The organism is Escherichia sp. E.sYA108, assembly GCF_011754335.1.
Taxonomy (GTDB): Bacteria; Pseudomonadota; Gammaproteobacteria; order Enterobacterales; family Enterobacteriaceae; genus Escherichia; species Escherichia coli.
Window position 1 is genome coordinate 2,444,571 of record NZ_JAAQVZ010000001.1, and the last position, 24,504, is coordinate 2,469,074.

At 50.5% G+C, this 24,504-nt stretch carries 24 protein-coding genes; 11 read left to right on the forward strand and 13 right to left on the reverse strand.

The window, feature by feature from the left end; translation table 11 throughout:
* Positions 1-32: 32 nt before the first annotated feature.
* Positions 33-1,208 (reverse strand): mannose-6-phosphate isomerase, encoded by a 1,176-nt coding sequence (gene manA, locus HBM92_RS11480; protein ID WP_001170643.1) that lies wholly within the window; start codon positions 1,206-1,208, stop codon positions 33-35.
* Between the two features lie 198 nt (positions 1,209-1,406).
* Here manA and fumB point away from each other — a divergent pair, with 198 nt between their 5' ends.
* Together fumB and fumC are read left to right on the forward strand one after the other, a co-directional pair.
* Positions 1,407-3,053 carry a class I fumarate hydratase gene (gene fumB / locus HBM92_RS11485; protein ID WP_000066639.1) on the forward strand — a complete coding sequence of 549 codons (1,647 nt, stop codon included), beginning with the start codon at positions 1,407-1,409 and terminating at the stop codon, positions 3,051-3,053.
* Positions 3,054-3,195: 142 nt separating this feature from the next.
* The gene (fumC, locus tag HBM92_RS11490; protein WP_001099099.1) at positions 3,196-4,599 is read left to right on the forward strand and encodes a class II fumarate hydratase; all 1,404 of its coding nucleotides are present in this window, start codon (positions 3,196-3,198) and stop codon (positions 4,597-4,599) included.
* Here fumC and tus read toward each other — a convergent pair.
* The 3 genes from tus to rstA all read right to left on the reverse strand — a co-directional run bounded on the left by tus (position 4,596) and on the right by rstA (position 7,625).
* Positions 4,596-5,525: a DNA replication terminus site-binding protein gene (gene tus / locus HBM92_RS11495; protein WP_001327661.1), complete on the reverse strand. Its 930-nt coding sequence runs from the start codon at positions 5,523-5,525 to the stop codon at positions 4,596-4,598. The genes fumC and tus overlap by 4 nt on opposite strands.
* A gap of 75 nt (positions 5,526-5,600) precedes the next feature.
* Positions 5,601-6,902, reverse strand: coding sequence for a two-component system sensor histidine kinase RstB (gene rstB, locus HBM92_RS11500; protein WP_000732519.1), 1,302 nt, complete (start codon positions 6,900-6,902; stop codon positions 5,601-5,603).
* Positions 6,903-6,905: 3 nt separating this feature from the next.
* Positions 6,906-7,625 (reverse strand): two-component system response regulator RstA, encoded by a 720-nt coding sequence (gene rstA, locus HBM92_RS11505; RefSeq protein WP_001298660.1) that lies wholly within the window; start codon positions 7,623-7,625, stop codon positions 6,906-6,908.
* A 128-nt stretch (positions 7,626-7,753) separates the two neighbouring features.
* Here rstA and HBM92_RS11510 point away from each other — a divergent pair, with 128 nt between their 5' ends.
* On the forward strand, positions 7,754-8,089 hold the full coding sequence (locus tag HBM92_RS11510; RefSeq protein WP_000524861.1) for a GlpM family protein: 336 nt from the start codon (positions 7,754-7,756) through the stop codon (positions 8,087-8,089).
* Here the strand turns inward: HBM92_RS11510 and folM are convergent.
* From folM to ydgH, 3 genes are all read right to left on the reverse strand, one after another.
* Positions 8,086-8,808, reverse strand: a complete 723-nt coding sequence (folM, locus tag HBM92_RS11515) for a dihydromonapterin reductase (RefSeq protein WP_000520812.1) — start codon at positions 8,806-8,808, stop codon at positions 8,086-8,088. The two genes, HBM92_RS11510 and folM, sit on opposite strands and share 4 nt — an antisense overlap.
* 36 nt (positions 8,809-8,844) lie before the next feature.
* Positions 8,845-10,227: an amino acid permease gene (locus HBM92_RS11520; RefSeq protein WP_000412379.1), complete on the reverse strand. Its 1,383-nt coding sequence runs from the start codon at positions 10,225-10,227 to the stop codon at positions 8,845-8,847.
* Between the two features lie 185 nt (positions 10,228-10,412).
* Complete coding sequence (gene ydgH, locus HBM92_RS11525; RefSeq protein WP_000769307.1) at positions 10,413-11,357, reverse strand: DUF1471 family protein YdgH; 945 nt, start codon at positions 11,355-11,357, stop codon at positions 10,413-10,415.
* Positions 11,358-11,880: 523 nt separating this feature from the next.
* Between ydgH and pntA the strand changes: the two genes are divergently transcribed.
* Entirely contained in the window at positions 11,881-13,413 is a 1,533-nt protein-coding gene (gene pntA / locus HBM92_RS11530; RefSeq protein WP_001298661.1) for a Re/Si-specific NAD(P)(+) transhydrogenase subunit alpha, read from the forward strand.
* Between the two features lie 10 nt (positions 13,414-13,423).
* On the forward strand, positions 13,424-14,812 hold the full coding sequence (pntB, locus tag HBM92_RS11535; RefSeq protein WP_000014036.1) for a Re/Si-specific NAD(P)(+) transhydrogenase subunit beta: 1,389 nt from the start codon (positions 13,424-13,426) through the stop codon (positions 14,810-14,812).
* A gap of 24 nt (positions 14,813-14,836) precedes the next feature.
* Here pntB and tqsA read toward each other — a convergent pair whose 3' ends face one another.
* Positions 14,837-15,871 carry an AI-2 transporter TqsA gene (tqsA, locus tag HBM92_RS11540; protein WP_001118215.1) on the reverse strand — a complete coding sequence of 345 codons (1,035 nt, stop codon included), beginning with the start codon at positions 15,869-15,871 and terminating at the stop codon, positions 14,837-14,839.
* A 411-nt stretch (positions 15,872-16,282) separates the two neighbouring features.
* Between tqsA and mdtJ the strand changes: the two genes are divergently transcribed.
* On the forward strand, positions 16,283-16,648 hold the full coding sequence (gene mdtJ, locus HBM92_RS11545; RefSeq protein ID WP_000276156.1) for a multidrug/spermidine efflux SMR transporter subunit MdtJ: 366 nt from the start codon (positions 16,283-16,285) through the stop codon (positions 16,646-16,648).
* Positions 16,635-16,964, forward strand: coding sequence for a multidrug/spermidine efflux SMR transporter subunit MdtI (gene mdtI, locus HBM92_RS11550; RefSeq protein ID WP_000046657.1), 330 nt, complete (start codon positions 16,635-16,637; stop codon positions 16,962-16,964). Before mdtJ ends, mdtI begins: the two co-directional genes overlap by 14 nt.
* A 38-nt stretch (positions 16,965-17,002) precedes the next feature.
* On the opposite strand, the gene HBM92_RS11555 is transcribed toward mdtI, so the two are convergent.
* The 3 genes from HBM92_RS11555 to asr form a co-directional block, all read right to left on the reverse strand.
* Positions 17,003-17,824 carry a trypsin-like serine peptidase gene (locus tag HBM92_RS11555; protein WP_001260849.1) on the reverse strand — a complete coding sequence of 274 codons (822 nt, stop codon included), beginning with the start codon at positions 17,822-17,824 and terminating at the stop codon, positions 17,003-17,005.
* Positions 17,825-17,923: 99 nt separating this feature from the next.
* On the reverse strand, positions 17,924-18,007 hold the full coding sequence (locus tag HBM92_RS11560) for a hypothetical protein (protein WP_000233090.1): 84 nt from the start codon (positions 18,005-18,007) through the stop codon (positions 17,924-17,926).
* A gap of 92 nt (positions 18,008-18,099) precedes the next feature.
* Complete coding sequence (asr, locus tag HBM92_RS11565) at positions 18,100-18,408, reverse strand: acid resistance repetitive basic protein Asr (RefSeq protein ID WP_001362115.1); 309 nt, start codon at positions 18,406-18,408, stop codon at positions 18,100-18,102.
* Positions 18,409-18,678: 270 nt separating this feature from the next.
* On the opposite strand from asr, the gene HBM92_RS25815 reads away from it, so the two are divergent.
* Complete coding sequence (locus HBM92_RS25815) at positions 18,679-18,747, forward strand: KPN_01571 family protein (protein WP_223931501.1); 69 nt, start codon at positions 18,679-18,681, stop codon at positions 18,745-18,747.
* A 72-nt stretch (positions 18,748-18,819) separates the two neighbouring features.
* Here HBM92_RS25815 and HBM92_RS11570 read toward each other — a convergent pair whose 3' ends face one another.
* A complete protein-coding gene (locus HBM92_RS11570) occupies positions 18,820-20,073 on the reverse strand; it encodes an MFS transporter (protein WP_000091856.1) in 1,254 nt (417 codons plus the stop codon).
* 106 nt (positions 20,074-20,179) lie between these two features.
* On the opposite strand from HBM92_RS11570, the gene HBM92_RS11575 reads away from it, so the two are divergent.
* The 3 genes from HBM92_RS11575 to bioD all read left to right on the forward strand — a co-directional run bounded on the left by HBM92_RS11575 (position 20,180) and on the right by bioD (position 23,248).
* On the forward strand, positions 20,180-21,073 hold the full coding sequence (locus HBM92_RS11575) for a LysR family transcriptional regulator (protein ID WP_001047547.1): 894 nt from the start codon (positions 20,180-20,182) through the stop codon (positions 21,071-21,073).
* 134 nt (positions 21,074-21,207) lie between these two features.
* Positions 21,208-22,428: a sugar metabolism global transcriptional regulator Mlc gene (gene mlc, locus HBM92_RS11580; protein WP_000225285.1), complete on the forward strand. Its 1,221-nt coding sequence runs from the start codon at positions 21,208-21,210 to the stop codon at positions 22,426-22,428.
* Positions 22,429-22,552: 124 nt separating this feature from the next.
* The gene (bioD, locus tag HBM92_RS11585; RefSeq protein ID WP_000919226.1) at positions 22,553-23,248 is read left to right on the forward strand and encodes a dethiobiotin synthase; all 696 of its coding nucleotides are present in this window, start codon (positions 22,553-22,555) and stop codon (positions 23,246-23,248) included.
* Here the strand turns inward: bioD and clcB are convergent.
* Positions 23,201-24,493 (reverse strand): voltage-gated ClC-type chloride channel ClcB, encoded by a 1,293-nt coding sequence (gene clcB, locus HBM92_RS11590; protein WP_014639617.1) that lies wholly within the window; start codon positions 24,491-24,493, stop codon positions 23,201-23,203. The genes bioD and clcB overlap by 48 nt on opposite strands.
* Positions 24,494-24,504 lie beyond the last annotated feature (11 nt).

The following is a 24,504-nucleotide window of genomic DNA, read 5'->3' on the forward strand; positions in this document are numbered from 1 at the left end:
TAGCAAGAGATGTTAATTTTTTCAGTAAGCTCTTACAGCTTGTTGTAAACACGCGCTAAACGGCCGTGGCCTTTGACAGTCACCGGTGATTCGTTGGCGGCAATAAACGCTGATTCACCCGGTTTAAGCTGTAACTGCTGAGAACCTTTACACAGCGTTGCATCGCCTTCGACGCAGAACAAAATGGCGGCACTCTGCTGGCTGATGGTGGTTTCTTTATCACTAAGGTCATGCAACGAGAAGGCAAAATCATCCACAGGAATCGGGAAGTCCAGTTCTGCACCTTGTTTCACCGGCTGGGTCAACAACTGGTTAGCCGGTTTGGCTTCGAACTTCACGTTGGCAACCAGTTCCGGAATATCAATGTATTTAGGCGTCAGACCTGCACGCAGCACGTTATCGGAGTTCGCCATCACTTCCAGCGCCACGCCTTGCAGGTAAGCGTGCGGTGTTTCAGCGAACAGGAACATCGCTTCGCCAGGATTCAATTTCACCACATTCAGCAACAGCGGGGAGAACAGGCCGCTGTCTTCCGGGTAAAATTCAGAAATTAAACGAATCGTTTGCCATGGTTCACCCTGCTGGCTGTCGAGGGCCGATTTTAAAATCGCTAGCGCGCGGGATTTTTCTTCACCCTGCATATTCAACAGGCTGGCGAACAGTTCGCTTAAACGTTCGGCATCAGGCTGTTGTAAAAAGTGAGCAATCGCCGGATGTGCACCTGCGACTGGCTGGAGCAGGGAGACAATCTCGGAAAACTCACGAAACGCGTTCATCGCAAGGAAAGGCGTCAGCGCAAAAACCAACTCAGGCTTGTGATTAGGATCTTTATAGTTACGCTCAGCGGCATCCATCGGAATACCTGCAGCATTTTCTTTGGCAAAACCGATTTCAGAATTGCGTTTGTTTGGATGAACCTGAATGGAGAGCGGCTGGGCTGCGCATAATACTTTGAACAGGAAAGGCAACTCGCCAAAGCGTTTGGCAACGGCATCTCCCAAAAGAGTCGCTTTATCACTCTCAATCACATCACGCAGTGAAACGATATCTCCTGCGGCATCGTGCACACGTGAACTGCTCTTTGGATGCGCGCCCATCCACAACTCGGCCATCGGCTGGCTGGACGGATTTTCCATACCATAAAGTTCAGTCAACGCCGTTTTGCTGCCCCAGGCATAGTTTTGCACTGAGTTAATGAGTTTTTGCATGATCAATCCCTGTTTTAATGTGGAAATTAATCCCGCTATTAAAGCAAGAATCCTACGGGAAGTAACCTGGAGCCGCAAAAAGTCGTACTAGTCTCAGTTTTTGTTAAAAAAGTGTGTAGGATATTGTTACTCGCTTTTAACAGGGCAACGGAACACCCGCCCAGAGCATAACCAAACCAGGCAGTAAGTGAGAGAACAATGTCAAACAAACCCTTTCATTATCAGGCTCCTTTTCCACTCAAAAAAGATGATACTGAGTATTACCTGCTAACCAGCGAACACGTTAGCGTATCTGAATTTGAAGGGCAGGAGATTTTGAAAGTCGCACCCGAAGCGTTAACTCTGTTGGCGCGTCAGGCGTTTCATGATGCGTCATTTATGCTGCGTCCGGCTCACCAACAACAGGTGGCCGACATTCTGCGTGACCCGGAGGCCAGCGAAAATGATAAATATGTGGCGCTGCAATTCCTGCGTAACTCCGACATCGCGGCAAAAGGCGTTCTGCCAACCTGTCAGGATACCGGCACCGCGATTATTGTTGGTAAAAAAGGGCAGCGTGTATGGACCGGTGGCGGTGATGAAGCGGCGCTGGCGCGCGGTGTCTATAACACTTATATCGAGGATAATCTGCGCTACTCGCAAAACGCGCCGCTGGATATGTATAAAGAGGTGAATACCGGCACCAACTTGCCAGCGCAGATCGATCTTTATGCCGTTGATGGCGACGAGTACAAATTCCTCTGTATCGCCAAAGGTGGCGGTTCGGCAAACAAGACGTATCTCTATCAGGAAACCAAAGCGTTACTGACGCCGGGAAAACTGAAAAATTACCTGGTTGAGAAGATGCGCACGCTGGGTACGGCGGCCTGTCCTCCGTATCATATTGCGTTCGTTATTGGTGGAACTTCTGCAGAAACGAATCTTAAAACGGTGAAACTCGCTTCCGCTAAATACTATGATGAACTGCCAACGGAAGGGAATGAGCACGGTCAGGCGTTCCGCGATGTGGAACTGGAAAAAGAATTGCTGATCGAAGCGCAAAATCTTGGTCTGGGTGCGCAGTTTGGTGGTAAATACTTCGCTCATGACATCCGCGTGATTCGCCTGCCACGTCACGGCGCATCCTGCCCGGTCGGTATGGGCGTCTCCTGTTCTGCTGACCGTAATATCAAAGCGAAGATCAACCGTCAGGGGATCTGGATCGAAAAACTGGAACATAATCCAGGCAAATATATCCCGGAAGAGCTGCGCAAAGCAGGAGAAGGCGAAGCGGTGCGCGTTGACCTTAACCGTCCGATGAAAGAGATCCTCGCACAGTTGTCGCAGTATCCCGTTTCTACACGCTTATCGCTTAACGGCACGATTATCGTCGGTCGTGATATTGCTCACGCCAAACTGAAAGAGCGGATGGATAACGGTGAAGGGCTGCCGCAGTACATTAAAGATCATCCGATTTACTACGCGGGTCCGGCCAAAACGCCGGAAGGTTATGCCTCCGGTTCTCTTGGCCCAACGACCGCCGGACGGATGGATTCTTATGTCGATCAACTGCAAGCGCAGGGCGGAAGTATGATCATGCTGGCGAAAGGCAACCGCAGCCAGCAGGTGACGGATGCCTGTAAAAAACACGGCGGCTTCTACCTCGGCAGTATCGGTGGTCCGGCAGCTGTATTGGCGCAGGGAAGTATTAAGAGCCTGGAATGTGTTGAATATCCGGAACTGGGAATGGAAGCCATCTGGAAAATTGAAGTGGAAGATTTCCCGGCGTTTATCCTTGTGGATGATAAAGGAAATGACTTCTTCCAGCAGATACAACTCACACAATGCACCCGCTGTGTGAAATAAACAGAGCCGCCCTTCGGGGCGGTTTTTTTACATGGCACGAAAGACCAAACATTTGTTATCAAATGGTAAATAATGAGTAAGCTAAAAGTTGCTTAACGAAAGCAAAACAGAAAGAAAAAATTAATCAGGTGAGGAGCAGGCCATGAATACAGTACGCAGCGAAAAAGATTCGATGGGGGCGATTGATGTCCCGGCAGATAAGCTGTGGGGCGCACAAACTCAACGCTCGCTGGAGCATTTCCGCATTTCGACGGAGAAAATGCCCACCTCACTGATTCATGCGCTGGCGCTAACCAAGCGCGCAGCGGCAAAAGTTAATGAAGATTTAGGCTTGTTGTCTGAAGAGAAAGCGAGCGCCATTCGGCAGGCGGCGGATGAAGTACTGGCAGGACAGCATGACGACGAATTCCCGTTGGCTATCTGGCAGACCGGCTCCGGCACGCAAAGTAACATGAACATGAACGAAGTGCTGGCTAACCGGGCCAGTGAATTACTCGGCGGCGTGCGCGGGATGGAACGTAAAGTTCACCCTAACGACGACGTGAACAAAAGCCAAAGTTCCAACGATGTCTTTCCGACGGCGATGCACGTTGCGGCGCTGCTGGCGCTGCGCAAGCAACTCATTCCACAACTTAAAACCCTGACCCAGACGCTGAGTGAAAAATCCCGCGCATTTGCCGATATCGTCAAAATCGGTCGTACCCACTTGCAGGACGCCACGCCGTTAACGCTGGGGCAGGAGATTTCCGGCTGGGTAGCGATGCTGGAGCATAATCTCAAACATATCGAATACAGCCTGCCTCACGTAGCGGAACTGGCTCTGGGCGGTACAGCGGTGGGTACTGGACTAAATACCCATCCGGAATATGCGCGTCGCGTAGCAGATGAACTGGCAGTCATTACCTGTGCACCGTTTGTTACCGCGCCGAACAAATTTGAAGCGCTGGCGACCTGTGATGCCCTGGTTCAGGCGCACGGCGCATTGAAAGGGTTGGCTGCGTCACTGATGAAAATTGCCAATGATGTCCGCTGGCTGGCCTCTGGCCCGCGCTGCGGAATTGGTGAAATCTCAATCCCGGAAAATGAGCCGGGCAGCTCAATCATGCCAGGGAAAGTGAACCCAACACAGTGCGAAGCATTAACCATGCTCTGCTGTCAGGTGATGGGGAACGACGTGGCGATCAACATGGGTGGCGCTTCCGGTAACTTTGAACTGAACGTCTTCCGTCCGATGGTGATCCATAATTTCCTGCAATCGGTGCGCTTGCTGGCAGATGGCATGGAAAGTTTCAACAAACACTGTGCAGTGGGCATTGAACCGAATCGTGAGCGAATCAATCAATTACTCAATGAATCGCTGATGCTGGTGACTGCGCTTAACACCCACATTGGTTATGACAAAGCCGCCGAGATCGCCAAAAAAGCGCATAAAGAAGGGCTGACCTTAAAAGCGGCGGCCCTTGCGCTGGGGTATCTTAGCGAAGCCGAGTTTGACCGCTGGGTACGGCCAGAACAGATGGTCGGCAGTATGAAAGCCGGGGGTTAATCTGCAACATACAGGTGCAGCCGTGGAATGATTAAACGAAGCGGCTGCGCCTGTGGTTTATAACGGTGCTGCACATTGTCGGCATCGTAATTTAACAACTCACCAACGTCTGGCACGCCCGCGCCATTATCCCGATTAATCAGTGCAATCAGCGGCGTAGGGCAGGCGTGTTGTACTTGTTTTTGATCTCCTTTGTACCAGACGCGGGCAATCGGCTGCACCTTCACCGGACGTTTGATTTTTAACTTCGCGTTCTGTGGCAGGGCAGCGATATCCTGATATTCTCGCTCCAGTTTTCTTTGCCACTCCTCGCGCGTCCACGGTGCGACACTGCGTGGTGATTTCAGGCTTTTTTCCAGCTGTGCCAGGACTTCATCACGATGCAAATTTTTAATGATATGTTTATTAGCCCAGCCAAAACGTAAAGTGGCGGGGTCGTGCAGAACGGTGAGCGTGCGGTAAGCATTAAGTGTAATCAGCCCCGGCAAATGACGATGCACCCATTCAAAACGTGCCGCGGAGGGGAGTTCTGATTCAACCGTGACGATATGCTCGAACGTGGTCTTGAGTTTATTGATGTGCTGAATATGACTGACTAACGCTGCTTGCGAAAAGTTATCGACCTGGTAACACAACACGCCAGGCAGACGGACAGCGGCCTTGCTGCTGCGATTTTCGGACTGTTGTTGAATAAATAAATGGCGAAAATGACGCAACGCCAGCGATTGCGCGTCGTTGCCGAGATGTTGTTTTACCTCAATACGATTAAGCGGATTATGCTCATCCTCTTTTTTTACCTCCGGCAAAGAGAACACGCGGGCAACCAGCAATTTGTGCTGTTCTAGCTCAGCGGCAAATGCAGCCAGCTCTTGTTCCATCTGGCGAAAAGTAGTGTTGAGTCGGTCTACGAGATCGTAACGCGCCATAATATTAACCACTTTAGTTACAACATCCTTATTTTATAGCACAGTGGTGGTGACTTGACCACCGTGCGCATAGTGTCAGGCAGAGGTAAATTGCGGGATGTTATGCCATAACGGCCAGCTGAACGAGAAGCGGGCACCACCCAGTTCGCTGGTGTCACAATTAACCGTACCGCCCATTGCCAGTGCTATAGAGTGGACAATTGCCAGCCCCAGCCCGCAGCCGCCGGTTGAGCGATCCCGGCTGGGATCGAGGCGAACAAAAGGTTCAAAGATATGTTCGCGGTTTTCTGGGGCAATCCCTGGGCCATCATCCTCAACAATTAATGTCGCTCTATTCCCCGACAGTAGCAGGCTGGTTTCAACCGTTGAGTGACAGTAGCGCAGGGCGTTATTGAGCAAATTATCCAGCACGCGCTCCATTAAGCGCATATCCAACGCCGCATAATGGCCTTGCGCGAGCGTTTTTATCCGTACCGTTTTATCGGGCGTTACTGCCTGAATATCTGCCAGATGCGTTGACAGCCACAACGGCAGGTCTGGTTCGCTAAGATGAAGCTCATTTTGTGGGCGGTCGAGTCGGGCATAAGTCAGCAGCTCTTCGATTAAAGCTTCAAGTTGACTGATATCGCGATTCAACGCCTGGGATTCGGCGGCGCTCAGGTTATCGCTCATCTCCAGTCGATAACGCAGGCGCACTAACGGTGTTCGCAGTTCGTGAGCGATACCGTCAATAAGCTGTTTTTTGCTGGCAATCAAGGCGTTGATATTGTCCGCCATCTGGTTAAATGCGACGCCAAGTCGTTCAAAGCTCGAACCTTCATCAAAGTGGATACGCTCACTGAGATGCCCATCGCCAAATCGTTGCGCCGCTGCTTCCAGTTTTAACATATCCTGCCAGTGCGGACGCATCCAGATAAACACCGGAAAGGCGAGGGAAATGGCAATAAAAGCGATCAGGGCGATATCCAGCAATCGCATCTGATGGAGGTAATAAAGATAAGGAACAGGACCAACTGCCAGCACGTAGTGGCTGCGCGGGATACGTTGCAAAAAAGTGTACTGATCGTCCAGAGCGACAATTTCGCCGCCACGCAGCCGGTGCATGGAAATATCATCAAGATGGTATTTACTCAGTGGCTCGACACGCAGATCGAAAGAGAGATTTAAATCCATCTCTTTCAGCGTCTTACCCCAGTCGTGTGGGGGGATCTCACGCAATTCGCTGCGCATCAGATACAGCGAACTGTTCATCAAATCATCCAGCGACTGTTTGCCTGCGCGTTCGGCGGTAAATTTGTACACCAGCCCGACCAGCAGAGACATCACAAGGAAGCAGACAAACAATAACAGGTAAAACTGGATAAACAGTTTTTTCATCGCTTATTCCCACGCATGAGGCGCAAAAAGATAGCCTTTGTTACGCACGGTTTTAATACGATAAGGTTCTGCGGCGTTATCGAGCAGTTTTTTTCTTAACCGCGAAATAGCCACGTCCACGCTACGATCCAGTCCGTCATAACTGACGCCGCGTAAATTTTTCAGCAATGCATCGCGGTCCATGATTTGCCCGGCATGGGTAGCTAATTCCCACAATAATTCGAAATCAGCTGTCGAGAGCGAGATTTCAGTGTTAGCCAGGGTGACTACGCGGTTGATGGGATCGATGGTCAACGTGCCGAAATGCAGGGCTTTGTAGGGAGTCAGAGACGTTTCCTGAATACCTTTGGTCACTGTGGCTTGCTCATTCTGACGCAAATGCAAACGTAAACGCGCTAGCAAAACAGCAGGGGGCGTCGTTTTGAGAATATAGTCGCAGGCACCCATTTCCAGTGCCAGGATGTGGTTCATATCGCTATCGAGAGAGGTTAGAAGAACAATCGGTCCGGACCACTTTGCGCGTAAATCACGACAAATGGTCATGCCGTCCTTGCCTGGTAGCATGATGTCGAGTAACACCAAATCCGGATTTTCTCGCAGAATAGTTTCTTCGGCCCGGTCGCCGCGCGGCTCTACGGTAACCTGCATATCATGTTTTGCCAGGTATGCGGCAATCAGTGCACCGACTTCCGCATCATCTTCCACAAATACGATAGTGTTCATAACATTCACGGTAGATATAAAAACGTCACAATACACCGCACTGTTTTTACTTACTATCAATCGTTTCTAAACAAGGTTTCATCAGGTATTCTACTGATGACTTGTTATGAAAGTGTTAAGGTAAAAAGATGGGGCTGGTAATCAAAGCCGCGCTCGGTGCGCTGGTAGTGCTGTTGATTGGTGTTTTAGCAAAAACGAAAAATTATTATATCGCCGGGCTGATTCCACTTTTCCCGACCTTTGCGCTTATCGCGCATTATATTGTTGCCAGCGAACGCGGCATTGAAGCCTTACGCGCAACCATCATTTTTAGTATGTGGTCGATTATTCCCTATTTTGTTTACCTGGCGTCCCTATGGTATTTCACCGGAATGATGCGCTTGCCCGCTGCTTTTGTTGGCTCTGTTGCGTGCTGGGGAATAAGCGCATGGGTGTTGATTATATGCTGGATTAAGCTGCATTAACGCAGATGACGACCGCCATCAAGTGGGAGACTGCGTCCGGTGACAAAGCAGCTGGTAAGTAAGTAATCGACCAGGTCGATCACTTCTTTCTCGCCAGGCGCGGTTTTCATCAGTGATTTATTCAGCGCCTGTTGTCGATATTCAGCATCATCATGTTCATTAAACAGGATCAGCGATGGCGCAATAGAATTCACTTTCACTTCCGGTGCCAGCTTGCGGGCAAACGAGCGGGTCATATTATCCAGTGCCGCTTTGCTTGCAGCATACGCAATATGTTTGTCGCTACCGCGCTCCACCACATAATCGGTAAAGTGAATGATATCGCTGGCGGCGTGTCCGTGCCCACGCAGTAATCTTTCCAGAGCATGGTTGAGCAGGTATGGGGTATTAACGTGGATCTGCATCATGCAAGCCAGTACGTCGGTCAGTGGCGCTCCCGGTTTTTCCGCCATCCACGCGCTGGCGTTATGCAAAATAGCACGCAGACCATGGGTGCTTTTTAGTACTTCATCGGCAAACGCCATCACACCGTCGTTGGTCGAAAAATCAGCCTGAATACACTGCGCACCTGCCTTAATCAGTCCATCAATGGCGGGATAGTGCGTCCGATAGCTGACAATCACCGGTTGCTTTTGATTAATGAAATGCCATGCGAGGGCGAGGCCGATGCGGCGACCTCCGCCAGTAATTAATATTGGCAAGGACTGGGTTTTACCCATCGTTATCTCCTTTGCTATCCAACGATGGGATGAACGTTATCCCACCAGCATCCAGGTCGCCGGAACTGAGGCAATTAACAGCATGCCAATCAGCACCATTTCCTGACGATTCAGTACATTATCATGGGTATGCGTTTTACGCGCGTACAGGAAAACCAGCAGCCCCGGTGCATACAGAACAACGGATAACAGCAAGTGCATTGGACCAGAGGCGTACAATAACCATAAGCCATAAATGCAGGCACCGACACCTACCGCTTTATGCAGTGGACGGGTTGCGATTTTCAGCAAGAACGCGCCGACCAGGAAATAGGGCACCAGAATCATTTCTGAGGCGATGGTCAGCAATGTGTTGTAATCGGAACCGGTCAGCCAGATGAGCACCAGACAAATTTGCACGCAGATGTTGGTCAGCCACAGTGAAGCGGATGGCGCAGCTTGTGCGTTCTGGCGTGCAAAAATGCGCGGGAATGCTTTATGAGTGGCTGCAAGGAACGGAACTTCTGCTGCCATGATGGTCCAGCTTAAGTACGCGCCGCAAACGGAAACGATCAAACCGGCAGCGATGATGATTTCGCCCCACGGTCCCATCATTTCCACCATCAGACCGGCCATTGACGGGTTCCGAATTTCAGCCAGTTCAGGACGTGCCACCACGCCCAGCGAAAGCAGCGTTACCAGCAAATAAACGCCCAGAGCGGAGAGAACCGCCAGCAGTGTCGCTTTGCCAACATCACGCTTATTACGCGCACGCGCAGAAACAACCACGGCACCTTCCACACCAATGAAAACCCACAGGGTGATCAGCATGGTGTTTTTCACCTGTTCCCACACGGGTACGCCAAGTGCAAGTCCGGTGAAGTCGAGCTTGAAGGTATCCAGTTTGAACATCATCATCGCCAGCACAACAAACAGACCCAACGGCAACAATTTTGCCAGTGTCGCCACAAGGTTAATGCTGGCAGCGGTTTGCACCCCGCGCAGGATCAAAAAGTGAACAATCCACAATAAAGCCGATGCACCGACGATCGATTGCCAGGTATTACCATCGCCAAACAGGCGCAATTCCGGCGTGTCCGTAAAAAAGCTTAACGCGGAAAAAACGATCACCAGATAGGAGACGTTGGCGATGACCGCGCACAGCCAGTATCCCCATGCGGAACAAAAGCCGATTAGCTCGCCAAACCCTTCGCGGGCATAGGTAAAGATACCGCCGTCAAGTTCGGGGCGAATGCGCGTGAGGATCAGCATGGCAAAGGCCAGCAATAAAATGCCAGCGCCAGTAATACCCCAGCCGATGAGCAGTGCTGCCGGGCTGGCAACTGCCGCCATATTTTGCGGCAGACTGAAAACACCCGCGCCCAGCATTGAGCTTAATACCAGCGCGGTGAGTGCGCTCAGTCCCAGTTTCTTTTCCATCGATATCCAGTGATTAAAACGTGACAAGAAGAATAAATATTAGGGCAAAACGCATAAAAATGGAGTTTGCCACTGAAGCGCGGGATTTTACGAAGAGATGTGTCTGCATGCAATGGTCGCAGGGAAATTTATGACTAAAAATGCGAAAGGCGGCATCAAGCCGCCTTATAGGAGTAACTGAATAGTTATTTATACAGATCTGCGCTGACGGTCAGGTTATTACCACGTTCCTGCCACTGGCGGGTGATGTGGTAATACTTAGCACCTTTCTTCGCGGCACGTTTCGCAACCTGATAGGAGACTTCGGTCATGTTGCCGTAGTTGCCAGAGAATTTGATGCTGTCGAACGGGACCATCATCGCTGCTGTCGCTTTGTTCAGTTCTTCGACTTTAGTGCCATCCGGGAGCGTGACGGTGTAACGCCCGCCTTTTGATGACTGGGTTTCAAAGAAGCGACCGACTTCAGAACTTGGTGATGCGGTAGTCGCAACACCCGGGATCTCAACTTTCTTCGCAGCTTCGCCACCGGCAGCCAGAGCTGCACGTCCTGCTTCGGAATCTGCCGGGATGACATCCGGGCTCTGGACGATACGTTTCTTAGCATCTTTTTTATAGATGAATGCAGTAATACGCTGGTTGCCGCCCTGGTTGGCATCGATTTGACGAACGATGTAGAAAGAGTAGGCACCTTTCGCTTTTGCTGCTTTGGTGATGGCATCATTGACTTCTGGCTGGCTACGATAGAAGCCCTGGACGGTGACCGTGTCAAACGGTTCAATCAGAACAGCCTGATCTTTCGGCAGTTCGACAACACCGTTAATTACGCGATTACTTGTTTCTTCTGCTTTTTCAGCATCGGCTTTATAGAGGTCAGCGACCACACGCCAGTTACCGCTGTTACCAAAATCAGAAGTGTCGACAACATAAAAAGAGGCGGCACCTTCTTTATCTGCGCGACGAGAAACGGCTTTCACCGCTTCGCCAATAGCATTAAAACGACCGGTAATCACTACACGGTCAAAAGGTTTAACCGCTGCCGCTTGCTCCGGTGTCAGTTCTGTTGCTGCGTTAACGGAGAATGCCGTAGCAGAAAGCAGTGCCGACGCCAGGAGGGTGTTCTTAAGCTTCATAAAAATAATCCTTCGCCTTGCGCAAACCAGGTACTGGTATTGTTATTAACGAGAAACGTGGCTGATTATTGCATTTAAACGGTGTAACTGTCTGCGTCATTTTTCATATCACATTCCTTAAACCAATTTTAATTCTGCTCAAATGACCGTCTATGCTTAAAAAACAGCCGTATCACCATCAATACTACTGAAGCAACTGAATTGTATAAGTTAATTTAATGTTAAGTAGTGATTTGTGCCGGGGCGATGTCTCGTTTTACCCGGCCGCCGAAGACAATTATCAGTCTTTATCCGGCGTTCTAAGGTGTTTATCCCACTATCACGGCTGAATCGTTAATATTTTGCGAGTTCACGCCGAAATACTGATTTTTGGCGCTAGATCACAGGCATAATTTTCAGTACGTTATAGGGCGTTTGTTACTAATTTATTTTAACGGAGTAACATTTAGCTCGTACATGAGCGGCTTGTGTGGCTCCTGACACAAGCAAACCATCATCAATAAAACCGATGGAAGGGAATATCATGCGAATTGGCATACCAAGAGAACGGTTAACCAATGAAACCCGTGTTGCAGCAACGCCAAAAACAGTGGAACAGCTGCTGAAACTGGGTTTTACCGTCGCGGTAGAGAGCGGCGCGGGTCAACTGGCAAGTTTTGACGATAAAGCGTTTGTGCAAGCGGGCGCTGAAATTGTAGAAGGGAATAGCGTCTGGCAGTCAGAGATCATTCTGAAGGTCAATGCGCCGTTAGATGATGAAATTGCGTTACTGAATCCTGGGACAACGCTGGTGAGTTTTATCTGGCCTGCGCAGAATCCGGAATTAATGCAAAAACTTGCGGAACGTAACGTGACCGTGATGGCGATGGACTCTGTGCCGCGTATCTCACGCGCACAATCGCTGGACGCACTAAGCTCGATGGCGAATATCGCCGGTTATCGCGCCATTGTTGAAGCGGCACATGAATTTGGGCGCTTCTTTACCGGACAAATCACTGCGGCCGGGAAAGTGCCACCGGCAAAAGTGATGGTGATTGGTGCCGGTGTCGCAGGTCTGGCCGCCATTGGCGCAGCAAACAGTCTCGGCGCGATTGTGCGTGCATTCGACACCCGCCCGGAAGTGAAAGAACAAGTTCAAAGTATGGGCGCAGAATTCCTCGAGCTGGATTTTAAAGAGGAAGCGGGCAGCGGCGATGGCTATGCCAAAGTGATGTCGGACGCGTTCATCAAAGCGGAAATGGAACTCTTTGCCGCCCAGGCAAAAGAGGTCGATATCATTGTCACCACCGCGCTTATTCCAGGCAAACCAGCGCCGAAGCTAATTACCCGTGAAATGGTTGACTCCATGAAGGCGGGCAGTGTGATTGTCGACCTGGCAGCCCAAAACGGCGGCAACTGTGAATACACCGTGCCGGGTGAAATCTTCACTACGGAAAATGGTGTCAAAGTAATTGGTTACACCGATCTTCCGGGCCGTCTGCCGACGCAATCCTCACAGCTTTACGGCACTAACCTCGTTAATCTGCTGAAACTGTTGTGCAAAGAGAAAGACGGCAACATCACTGTGGATTTTGATGATGTGGTGATTCGTGGCGTGACTGTGATCCGTGCGGGCGAAATTACCTGGCCGGCACCGCCGATTCAGGTATCAGCTCAGCCGCAGGCGGCACAAAAAGCGGCACCGGAAGTGAAAACTGAGGAAAAATGTGCCTGCTCACCGTGGCGTAAATACGCGTTGATGGCGTTGGCAATCATCCTTTTCGGCTGGATGGCAAGCGTTGCGCCAAAAGAGTTCCTTGGACACTTCACTGTGTTCGCGCTGGCCTGCGTTGTCGGTTATTACGTGGTGTGGAATGTATCGCACGCGCTGCATACACCGTTGATGTCGGTCACCAACGCGATTTCAGGGATTATTGTTGTCGGAGCACTGTTGCAGATTGGCCAGGGCGGCTGGGTTAGCTTCCTTAGTTTTATCGCGGTGCTTATAGCCAGCATTAATATTTTCGGTGGCTTCACCGTGACTCAGCGCATGCTGAAAATGTTCCGCAAAAATTAAGGGGTAACATATGTCTGGAGGATTAGTTACAGCTGCATACATTGTTGCCGCGATCCTGTTTATCTTCAGTCTGGCCGGTCTTTCGAAACATGAAACGTCTCGCCAGGGTAACAACTTCGGTATCGCCGGGATGGCGATTGCGTTAATCGCAACCATTTTTGGACCGGATACGGGTAATGTTGGCTGGATCTTGCTGGCTATGGTCATTGGTGGGGCAATTGGTATCCGTCTGGCGAAGAAAGTTGAAATGACCGAAATGCCAGAACTGGTGGCGATCCTGCATAGCTTCGTGGGTCTGGCGGCAGTGCTGGTTGGTTTTAACAGCTATCTGCATCATGACGCGGGAATGGCACCGATTCTGGTCAATATTCACCTGACGGAAGTGTTCCTCGGTATCTTCATCGGGGCGGTAACGTTCACGGGTTCGGTGGTGGCGTTCGGCAAACTGTGTGGCAAGATTTCGTCTAAACCGTTGATGCTGCCAAACCGTCACAAAATGAACCTGGCGGCTCTGGTCGTTTCCTTCCTGCTGCTGATTGTATTTGTTCGCACGGACAGCGTCGGCCTGCAAGTGCTGGCATTGCTGATAATGACCGCCATTGCGCTGGTATTCGGCTGGCATTTAGTCGCCTCCATCGGTGGTGCAGATATGCCAGTGGTGGTGTCGATGCTGAACTCGTACTCCGGCTGGGCGGCTGCGGCTGCGGGCTTTATGCTCAGCAACGACCTGCTGATTGTGACCGGTGCGCTGGTCGGTTCTTCGGGGGCTATCCTTTCTTACATTATGTGTAAGGCGATGAACCGTTCCTTTATCAGCGTTATTGCGGGTGGTTTCGGCACCGACGGCTCTTCTACTGGTGATGATCAGGAAGTGGGCGAGCACCGCGAAATCACTGCAGAAGAGACAGCGGAACTGCTGAAAAACTCCCATTCAGTGATCATTACTCCGGGGTACGGCATGGCAGTTGCGCAGGCGCAATATCCTGTCGCTGAAATTACTGAGAAATTGCGCGCTCGTGGTATTAATGTGCGTTTCGGTATCCACCCGGTTGCGGGGCGTTTGCCTGGACATATGAACGTATTGCTGGCTGAAGCAAAAGTACCGTATGACATCGTGCTGGAAATGGACGAGATCAACGATGACTTTGCTGATACCGATACCGTACTGGTGATTGGTGCTAACGACACGGTTAATCCGGCGGCGCAGGATGATCCGAAGAGTCCGATTGCTGGTATGCCTGTGCTGGAAGTGTGGAAAGCGCAGAACGTGATTGTCTTTAAACGTTCGATGAACACTGGCTATGCTGGTGTGCAAAACCCGCTGTTCTTCAAGGAAAACACCCACATGCTGTTTGGTGACGCCAAAGCCAGCGTGGATGCAATCCTGAAGGCTCTGTAACCCTGACGGCCTCTGCGGAGGCCGTCACTCTTTATTGAGATCGCTTAACAGAACGGCGATGCTTTGACCTCCCGCTGTTTGTTCAAGCGCAATTTTGACAATAATTGTCAACGGCACGGAAAGCAGCATACCCACCGGTCCTAACAACCATCCCCAAAAAATCAACGACAAAAATACCACCAATGTGGAAAGCCCCAGCCCACGTCCCATGATGCGCGGCTCCAGAATATTGCCGAAGACCAGATTAATCAGCAGATATCCCGCCAGCACCAGCAACGCTTCGTAGAAGCCATTAAACACCAGTACCTGAGCGATAGGGGGGATTGCCGCGAGAACTGAACCAATATTCGGGATGTAATTAAGCGCAAAGGCCAGCAATCCCCAGACAAAAGCGAAGCGAACATCGAGTGCGGCGAGCATCGCCCAGGCGACCAGGCCGGTGATGATGCTGATGGCTGTTTTCAGCACCAGATAATGAGACACACTGTCAATCGCACGCTGAATCGCCGCCATCCCTTCAACCGGACGCGCCATCATTTGCTGAAATTTTCCGGGCAATTGTGGCACTTCGAGCAGCATAAACAGCACCGTCAGCAGCAATAAAAAGATTGATGACATGGCATTAGATAACTGCGTCAATAAGTTGGTGAGCAACGTCATCGCCGCGTTCGGATCAATGTAATGCGCCAGTTGGTCAACTGAGACATCAATCCCTACGCGTTGCAACAACGGTTCAATCGCTTGCAGCGGCGTCATAATAGAGTTGCGATATTGCGGTAACGTCCGCGTCAACTCGTTGAGCGCGGAACCCAGATAAGCTAATAGCAACACCATCGCCATCACGATGATGGTCATCAAAATCGACACTGCCAGTACACGCGGCACTCGCCAGCGGACCATGTGTTGCACCAGCGGGTTAAGAATAACAGCAATAAATAATGCGAGAATAAACGGCACGATGATCTCGGCGGCAAAACGGATACCGCAGAGAATAATGACCAGCATTCCCAACATAATGACGATTTTTAGGCCATTGAGCGTGATGATCGGCTTTGCCATGCTTGTCCCCGTTTTTTCTTCCTTGGCTAATAATAATGTCTTTTTCGCTCCGTCATCATAACGAAAATCAAACCGCTCAGGTAAAGAAGTGAAAATATTTTGAGTTAATTCTTAAGCTATGATACAAATCAGGCGTGTTCAACTACCGAGGACAATTATCATCCGCGATGACGAGAAGCAACACTGCGGATAATTGTAATATTATGGACAATTTGTTCAGGACGTTATTTTCTACATTTACCCATCTTCGTACCTCATCCACTATCTTGCTCGTAGGTGAGCAGCACTGGCGCAACGCGCTTTAGTCCTTTCTTCTGCTTAAGCTTGCGCTATGCGCGGGGCTTGACCACTTTACTTTGGTTTCGCTGAATTAAGCGAAAATTAAAATAATTCTCTTGCAGGAGAAGGACAATGTATATTTATTGGATTTTATTAGGTCTGGCTGTTGCTACAGAAATTACCGGTACGCTGTCTATGAAATGGGCGAGCGTCAGTGAGGGAAATGGCGGCTTTATTTTAATGCTGGTGATGATTTCTCTGTCGTATATATTTCTCTCTTTCGCCGTTAAAAAGATCGCCTTAGGCGTGGCTTATGCGCTGTGGGAAGGTATCGGTATTTTATTTATTACCTTGTTTAGCGTTTTGTTATTCGACGAAAGTCTATCGCTGATGAAAATTGCCGGGTTAACCACCCTGGTCGCCGGGATTGTATTGATCAAATCAGGTACCCGTAAAGCGCGTAAACCTGAACTGGAGGTGAACCATGGCGCAGTTTGAATGGGTTCACGCCGCCTGGCTGGCATTGGCAATCGTGCTGGAAATCATTGCTAACGTCTTTTTGAAATTTTCTGACGGCTTTCGTCGCAAAATATTTGGCTTGCTCTCTCTGGCGGCGGTGCTGGCTGCCTTTAGTGCGCTTTCTCAGGCCGTTAAAGGGATCGACTTGTCTGTCGCTTATGCATTGTGGGGCGGGTTTGGTATTGCCGCCACGTTAGCCGCAGGTTGGATCTTGTTTGGTCAACGGTTAAATCGTAAAGGCTGGATTGGCCTGGTCTTGCTGTTGGCTGGAATGATCATGGTGAAACTTGCCTGATGAACACGCTGCCCGCGCTGTCGGGCAGCGTTTGAACATTATTTTTGCGACAGTTGATCCAGCTTGTCGCGAAAACCGGTAACAGAAATGGCCCGGTTATCGGCGCGCCAGCGATCTTTCGCGGCAGGAGCCGAGCTTTGCACCCCAATTAATTGCCAGCCGTCATCGGTATGCAACATCAGAGGCGAACCGCTGTCACCCGGCAAGGTATCGCACTGATGCGACATCACCGACGTTTGCGCCCAGCCAGTCACTTCACAGTTTTGATGACTGTACAACGTATCGAGATGATCTTCAGGGTAGCCCGCCTGAGTCACTTTACGACCAGCCGCTTTTAATGCGGCGGTAAGCGCGGCTTTATCTCCCTCAAATAACGGCAACGGTGTAATGCCAGAAGGGGGATTACGTAGCACAATCAAACCGAAGTCCCAGGGCGCAGCTGCGGGAGGTACAATCCAGCCATCCCCATCTGCTTTTAACCGCTTTCCCAGTGTCGGATCAACGCGGCCTTCTATGTCGTGGATCTCATAGCGCCAAAGACCTTTATTTGACACGAAACGCAGCGCTACCGCTTTATCGGCTTTACCCTTTGGCGGCGTCAATAAACAGTGTCCTGCCGTTAATGCCAGATTGGGTGCAATCAGCGTCGCCGTACATAAATTGCCGCTGGCCGTTTCCAGTTGGCCAACCGCATCCCACGGTGATTGGGTCGTGTCATTCACTGGCACACGATCATCATGACCAAAAAACAGGGTGCTGACCTCATCGTTTGCCGATTTGGCAACGTCTGGTTTATCTGCAAACACAAAAGCAGACGTCAAACTAATTGCACCCAACACTACAGCAATGGTTGTACGCATATCACACTCTGGTGGGTAATTATGATTATTAAAAGCAAACCCTCATAAATACTATAGACGGGACGGGATGAAAGTGGGAGTAAAATCAGATAACTACGATCAGGAAAGATAAAAACGGGCGGCAATCAGTGCGCATAAAATAAGGATGATAAGAATGAACTCAAAGCGATAACGGCCCACCATACTACCCTCCGCTAAAGGCGGTGCTAAACGTTACCCGCTTAGCACCGTAATTTTCAGGCGCGAGGGGGCGCGCCAGCATTACTGTTGAAAACTTACGCTGCGGGTTGTGCAGCAGGTTTTGCCGGTTGCTGATGGCTGTGTTTCTTGGCGTGTTTCTTCGCTGCCTGCGCTTTTTGTTCAGGAGCTTTCTGTTCAGCTTTGGCATTTTTATGATGCTTTTTAGCCGCCTGCGCTTTCTGGGCAGGTGCTGCTTTATGCTGTTTTTTATGATGTGTGGTTTTCGCAGGCGCTGCTTTGGTGGTCGTCGCAGTCGGAGCAGGTGTGGTCGCAGTCTCTGCAGCAAAGGCAGCAGAAGACAGACCCATAGCAGCGGCAACAACCAGAGCTAATACTTTTTTCATTGTCATACCCTCAATTTGTTTTTTCATTTAACCCCACTGCGGGGCCGTTGAAATAACTATATCCCTGGGAATGGCAGACTTCCGTGAGTGGTTGGTTTCAGCGTGTAACGATATGTACAAACGCTGAATAAATTACAGCGTTGATAATAACGTATTGTGACTTAAGGAAAATTTAGCTACCAATAATAGTAGTCTTGATCGTGTTAACTATTTTACTACTTACAAAGCGGTAGAATAACTGCGCATCAGTAATAAATGACACACAGCAAAATGAATCCGTTTATTTGGGTACTTATAATCCTGATGACGCTAGATGCGCTGCGGGAATTGGCTTTTTAGGATGGCTATTAACGTTGGTTTGAGCAGGCAATAAGTCCGGACGGGTATTTACCTCAGTCCGGACTTATTTTTTCAGGCGTGCAGACGATGATGCAAACGCGTCCCGACCAGCAGAGCAATGACCAGCATCAGAGCAATAAATGCGCCGACGCCGTTCCAGCCATAGTTATGCCAGAAAACACCACCCAGCGTCCCGGCAATACTCGACCCCAGATAGTAACTGAACAGATACAGCGAGGAGGCCTGGCCTTTAGCGCGTTTTGCGCGGGGGCCGATCCAGCTGCTGGCAACGGAGTGGGCTGCGAAGAATCCGGCTGAGAAGAGTAACATTCCGGCAAAGATCAGCCACAGCGAGCTGAATAAGGTCATCAGTAAACCAAACAGCATAACCCCCGTCGAAAACAACATCACCGGACCGCGTCCATAGCGGGTGGTCATGGTTCCGGCTTTGGGTGAGCTCCATGTACCGGTCAAATAAGCCAGCGATAATAAGCCAACCACGGCCTGACTGACATGCCAGGGGGAAAGCATCAACCTATAGCCGATGTAATTAAACAGCGTGACGAACGACCCCATCAGCAAAAAGCCTTCTGCGAACAATAACGGTAATCCCCGGTCACGCCAGTGCAGACGAAAGTTGATGAATAACGTCTTAGGGCGCAGCGAAGTCGGGCGAAAATGGCGTGATTCAGGGAGGATTTTCCAGAACATCAACGCCGAGGCCAACGCGAAACAACCGATTGCCGCCAGCGCAATTCGCCAGTTAAAAAAGTCCGTGAAGACACCGCTAATTAAGCGTCCGCTCATGCCGCCAATTGAGTTGCCGCTGATATACAACCCCATTGAAAAGGCCACGAAACTGGGGTGGATTTCCTCGCTAAGATAAGTCATGCCAACGGCTGCCACGCCACTTAACGAAAGCCCAATCAAGGCGCGCATAATCAAAATGCCGTGCCAGCTGGTCATCATTGTCGAAAGTAACGTACAAATGGAGGCCAACAGTAGCGCCGTGACCATCACTGGTTTGCGACCAATGGCATCGGATAGCGGGCCAGTAAACAGCAAACCGATAGCCAACATCGCCGTTGAAATGGACAGTGAAATACTACTGTTCGCGGGCGTTAAGCCAAACTCTTGTGAAAGCACCGGAAGGATAGGTTGCACACAATAGAGAAGTGCGAAAGTTGCCAGTCCGGCAGAGAAAAGCGCCAGGGTGACGCGCATAAATTGCGGCGTACCGCGTTTAATAAATTGATTTGACTGAGAAATGCTTTGCTTGTCAGTGTCGCTTGCCGGAGCGCCATCAACAGTTGTAGTACGGCTCACTTGAAATCCTTGCTAAATATGCCTGTGGATCAGGCTTATGAATAGATTAGGAAAATCGAATTGTTCTGTCTAATATATTAATAATCTCAAATAAGATGTTTTAAATATGAATCTTGAACTTCGTCATCTGCGTTACTTTGTCGCTGTTGCAGAAGAGCTGCATTTCGGGCGTGCCGCTGCCCGCCTGAATATTTCGCAACCACCGCTAAGTCAGCAGATTCAGGCGCTGGAGCAACAAATTGGTGCCCGACTGCTGGCACGGACCAATCGCAGTGTATTGCTGACGGAAGCAGGAAAACAGTTTCTTGTAGATAGTCGGCAAATCCTGTCTATGGTGGATGATGCTGCCGCTCGCGCTGAAAGGCTGCATCAGGGCGAAGCGGGGGAGTTGCGCATTGGTTTTACTTCGTCCGCTCCTTTTATTCGGGCGGTGTCCGATACGTTATCGCTGTTTCGCCGTGATTATCCCGATGTCCATTTACAAACCCGCGAAATGAACACTCGCGAGCAAATCGCTCCGCTCATTGAAGGAACGCTGGATATGGGATTGCTGCGTAACACAGCGTTACCGGAGACGCTTGAACACGCAGTCATCGTCCATGAACCGCTTATGGCGATGATCCCGCACGATCATCCCCTGGCAAATAACCCGAGTGTAACGCTGGCTGAACTGGCGAAAGAACCCTTTGTCTTTTTTGATCCGCACGTCGGAACAGGGCTGTATGACGATATTCTCGGGCTGATGAGACGTTACAATTTGACGCCCGTCATCACTCAGGAGGTGGGTGAGGCAATGACCATCATCGGTCTGGTTTCCGCTGGTCTGGGTGTTTCAATTTTGCCTGCGTCATTTAAACGTGTTCAGCTCAACGAAATGCGCTGGGTGCCGATTGCTGAAGAGGATGCGGTTTCTGAAATGTGGTTGGTCTGGCCGAAACATCATGAACAAAGTCCGGCTGCGCGTAACTTTCGTATTCATCTGCTGAATGCTCTCAGGTGAGGGAAATTTCAGCGAAAAAGCCCGAAAAATGTGCTGTTAATCACATGCCTAAGTAAAAATTTGACGACACGTATTGAAGTGCTTCACCATAGCCTACAGATTATTTCGGAGCGCGAAAATATAGGGAGTATGCGGTGGTTGCTGAAAATCAGCCTGGGCACATTGATCAAATAAAGCAGACCAACGCGGGCGCGGTTTATCGCCTGATTGATCAGCTTGGTCCAGTCTCGCGTATCGATCTTTCCCGTCTGGCGCAACTGGCTCCTGCCAGTATCACTAAAATTGTCCGTGAGATGCTCGAAGCACACCTGGTGCAAGAGCTGGAAATCAAAGAAGCGGGGAACCGTGGCCGTCCGGCAGTGGGGCTGGTGGTTGAAACTGAAGCCTGGCACTATCTTTCTCTGCGCATTAGTCGCGGGGAGATTTTCCTTGCTTTGCGCGATCTGAGCAGCAAACTGGTAGTGGAAGAGTCGCAGGAACTGGCGTTAAAAGATGACTCGCCATTGCTGGAGCGTATCATTTCCCATATCGATCAGTTTTTTATCCGCCACCAGAAAAAACTTGAGCGTCTGACTTCGATTGCCATAACCTTGCCGGGAATTATTGATACGGAAAATGGTATTGTACATCGCATGCCGTTCTACGAGGATGTAAAAGAGATGCCGCTCGGCGAGGCGCTGGAGCAGCATACCGGCGTACCGGTTTATATTCAGCATGATATCAGCGCATGGACGATGGCTGAGGCCTTGTTTGGTGCCTCACGCGGGGCGCGCGATGTGATTCAGGTGGTTATCGATCACAACGTGGGGGCTGGCGTCATTACCGATGGTCATCTGCTACACGCAGGCAGCAGTAGCCTCGTGGAAATAGGCCACACACAGGTCGACCCGTATGGGAAACGCTGTTATTGCGGGAATCACGGTTGCCTCGAAACCATCGCCAGTGTGGACAGTATTCTTGAGCTGGCACAGCTGCGTCTCAATCAATCCATGAGCTCGATGTTACATGGACAACCGTTAACCGTGGACTCATTGTGTCAGGCGGCATTGCGCGGCGATCTACTGGCAAAAGACATCATTACCGGGGTAGGCGCGCATGTCGGTCGCATTCTTGCCATCATGGTGAATTTATTTAACCCACAAAAAATACTGATTGGCTCACCGTTAAGTAAAGCGGCAGATATCCTCTTCCCAGTCATCTCGGACAGCATCCGTCAGCAGGCCCTTCCTGTGTATAGTCAGCACATTAGCGTTGAGAGTACTCAGTTTTCTAACCAGGGCACGATGGCAGGCGCTGCGCTGGTAAAAGACGCGATGTATAACGGTTCTTTGTTGATTCGTCTGTTGCAGGGTTAACATTTTTTAACTGTTCTACCAAAATTTGCGCTATCTCAATTTGGGCCAGGAAAGCATAACTTAGACTTTCAAGGTTAATTATTTTCCTGGTTTATATTTGTGAAGCATAACGGTGGAGTTAGTGATGCTGAAGCGTTTCTTTATTACCGGTACAGACACTTCTGTAGGGAAAACGGTGGTTTCCCGCGCATTGCTACAAGCGTTAGCCTCCCAGGGAAAAACGGTTGCGGGATATAAACCCGTAGCGAAGGGGAGCAAAGAGACACCCGAAGGGCTGCGTAATAAAGATGCCCTGGTGTTGCAGAGTGTTTCAACCATCGAACTGCCTTATGAAGCAGTTAATCCTATCGCGTTAAGCGAAGAAGAAAGTAGCGTGGCGCACAGTTGCCCAATCAATTACACCCTCATTTCAAACGGCCTGGCAAACCTGACCGATAAAGTCGATCATGTCGTGGTAGAAGGGACTGGCGGCTGGCGCAGTCTGATGAATGATTTGCGTCCGCTCTCTGAATGGGTGGTGCAGGAACAACTGCCGGTGTTGATGGTTGTCGGTATTCAGGAAGGTTGCATTAACCATGCACTGCTAACAGCTCAGGCGATTGCCAACGACGGGCTGCCGCTCATTGGCTGGGTGGCTAACCGAATCAACCCAGGACTGGCGCATTATGCGGAAATCATTGATGTGCTCGGTAAAAAACTTCCGGCACCGCTCATTGGTGAACTGCCTTATCTGCCGCGCGCCGAACAGCGTGAACTAGGGCAATACATCCGCTTAGCTATGCTTCGCAGTGTGCTGGCGGTAGATAGAGTCACGGTGTAACGTCCGCGAAATTACCGACGCAATTACGCAGGCAATCAATAAACCGGGGAGTAGCTGATACTCCCCGGTCATTTCACATATCATCAACGTCGACATAATCGGCGCGTGCGTGGTCGCCGCCAACAGTGTCGCCATCCCGGTCAATCCGAGTAAAAGCGTAATTTCTTCGCCATCAGGTAACCATAATCCCAGGCTACGACCATACAACATGCCAATGGCAAGACCGATAAATAGCGTCGGTGTAAAGACACCACCGGGCGCGCCAGAACCACTACTCGCCAGCACGGCACACAGTTTACAGAGGAAGATCCCGGCAATGATCATTAACAGTGGCGGAGCGGTTAAAAAGGATTGTACGGTGCTATAGCCGTTGCCCCACACTGCAGGTGTGAACAGGGAAAGCAGACCCACGATCAACCCGCCCAGTGCCAGTTGCCAGGGCGGCGCAAGCTTGAGACTCACAAATCCACGATGACAGGCGTTCATTAACGTTAACAACAGTGGTCCGCACAGACCTGCCAGCACACCTGTACTGATAATCAGCGCATAGTCACGAGCCTGAACCGTCACTGAGAGTTGTACGCTGTAGAGTAATGCGTCGCTATGATTAATAAGATTGCTAATCAGCAACGCCACGACGGCGGAAATAATCACCGGGCCGAGAGAGGCCAACATCATAGTGCCAAACAGCACTTCGGCTATAAATAAACTGCCAGCAAGCGGGGCGCGATAGGCCGCAGCCATTCCCGCCGCAGCTCCACAGGCGATCCATAATTTCCACTCCTGGCGTGGCGTAAAACGTTGGGCAAAACACGAGGCTGCAAGGGCAGCTAAAAGAATCATCGCACCTTCGCGACCAATTGCACTGCCGCTGGTTACTACCAGTAGAGAGGCAAGCGATTTAACCAGGCTTGCTGCGTAATCAAACTGACCATCGGTTTGCAACGCTTCCATGTAATCGGTCGGCGCATGAGGGCGTTGCTGGGTAAATTTCTGCCAGCCCATCAGCAACAAACCCGCCGCCAGTCCGCCGAGCGCCGGGGTTAGCAGCCGTCGCCACGGGGAAAGATTTGTCGCTGCATTGACCAGACTGCCGGAGTCATTATTGAGGAACAGCCACTCCAGTAGCAGCATCGCATGACGAAACCCGGCAACGGCAAAGGCCGCAAGAATACCGACGATTGTTGCGATAAGCAGACGGCGGAACATAGTGCGCAGATCCGGATAGATGTGTAGATGATGCATGAGCAGAAATG

What these genes read in the sequence shown, in the direction of transcription:
- clcB (WP_014639617.1), bottom strand. Translation starts at nt 24,493, where the DNA reads ATGCATCATCTACACATCTATCCGGATCTGCGCACTATGTTCCGCCGT.
- fumC (WP_001099099.1), top strand. Translation starts at nt 3,196, where the DNA reads ATGAATACAGTACGCAGCGAAAAAGATTCGATGGGGGCGATTGATGTC.
- pntA (WP_001298661.1), top strand. Translation starts at nt 11,881, where the DNA reads ATGCGAATTGGCATACCAAGAGAACGGTTAACCAATGAAACCCGTGTT.
- mdtJ (WP_000276156.1), top strand. Translation starts at nt 16,283, where the DNA reads ATGTATATTTATTGGATTTTATTAGGTCTGGCTGTTGCTACAGAAATT.
- HBM92_RS11510 (WP_000524861.1), top strand. Translation starts at nt 7,754, where the DNA reads ATGGGGCTGGTAATCAAAGCCGCGCTCGGTGCGCTGGTAGTGCTGTTG.
- rstA (WP_001298660.1), bottom strand. Translation starts at nt 7,625, where the DNA reads ATGAACACTATCGTATTTGTGGAAGATGATGCGGAAGTCGGTGCACTG.
- asr (WP_001362115.1), bottom strand. Translation starts at nt 18,408, where the DNA reads ATGAAAAAAGTATTAGCTCTGGTTGTTGCCGCTGCTATGGGTCTGTCT.
- tqsA (WP_001118215.1), bottom strand. Translation starts at nt 15,871, where the DNA reads ATGGCAAAGCCGATCATCACGCTCAATGGCCTAAAAATCGTCATTATG.
- fumB (WP_000066639.1), top strand. Translation starts at nt 1,407, where the DNA reads ATGTCAAACAAACCCTTTCATTATCAGGCTCCTTTTCCACTCAAAAAA.
- bioD (WP_000919226.1), top strand. Translation starts at nt 22,553, where the DNA reads ATGCTGAAGCGTTTCTTTATTACCGGTACAGACACTTCTGTAGGGAAA.
- manA (WP_001170643.1), bottom strand. Translation starts at nt 1,208, where the DNA reads ATGCAAAAACTCATTAACTCAGTGCAAAACTATGCCTGGGGCAGCAAA.
- ydgH (WP_000769307.1), bottom strand. Translation starts at nt 11,357, where the DNA reads ATGAAGCTTAAGAACACCCTCCTGGCGTCGGCACTGCTTTCTGCTACG.
- tus (WP_001327661.1), bottom strand. Translation starts at nt 5,525, where the DNA reads ATGGCGCGTTACGATCTCGTAGACCGACTCAACACTACTTTTCGCCAG.
- HBM92_RS11520 (WP_000412379.1), bottom strand. Translation starts at nt 10,227, where the DNA reads ATGGAAAAGAAACTGGGACTGAGCGCACTCACCGCGCTGGTATTAAGC.
- HBM92_RS11575 (WP_001047547.1), top strand. Translation starts at nt 20,180, where the DNA reads ATGAATCTTGAACTTCGTCATCTGCGTTACTTTGTCGCTGTTGCAGAA.
- pntB (WP_000014036.1), top strand. Translation starts at nt 13,424, where the DNA reads ATGTCTGGAGGATTAGTTACAGCTGCATACATTGTTGCCGCGATCCTG.
- HBM92_RS11560 (WP_000233090.1), bottom strand. Translation starts at nt 18,007, where the DNA reads ATGGTGGGCCGTTATCGCTTTGAGTTCATTCTTATCATCCTTATTTTA.
- HBM92_RS11555 (WP_001260849.1), bottom strand. Translation starts at nt 17,824, where the DNA reads ATGCGTACAACCATTGCTGTAGTGTTGGGTGCAATTAGTTTGACGTCT.
- mdtI (WP_000046657.1), top strand. Translation starts at nt 16,635, where the DNA reads ATGGCGCAGTTTGAATGGGTTCACGCCGCCTGGCTGGCATTGGCAATC.
- folM (WP_000520812.1), bottom strand. Translation starts at nt 8,808, where the DNA reads ATGGGTAAAACCCAGTCCTTGCCAATATTAATTACTGGCGGAGGTCGC.
- rstB (WP_000732519.1), bottom strand. Translation starts at nt 6,902, where the DNA reads ATGAAAAAACTGTTTATCCAGTTTTACCTGTTATTGTTTGTCTGCTTC.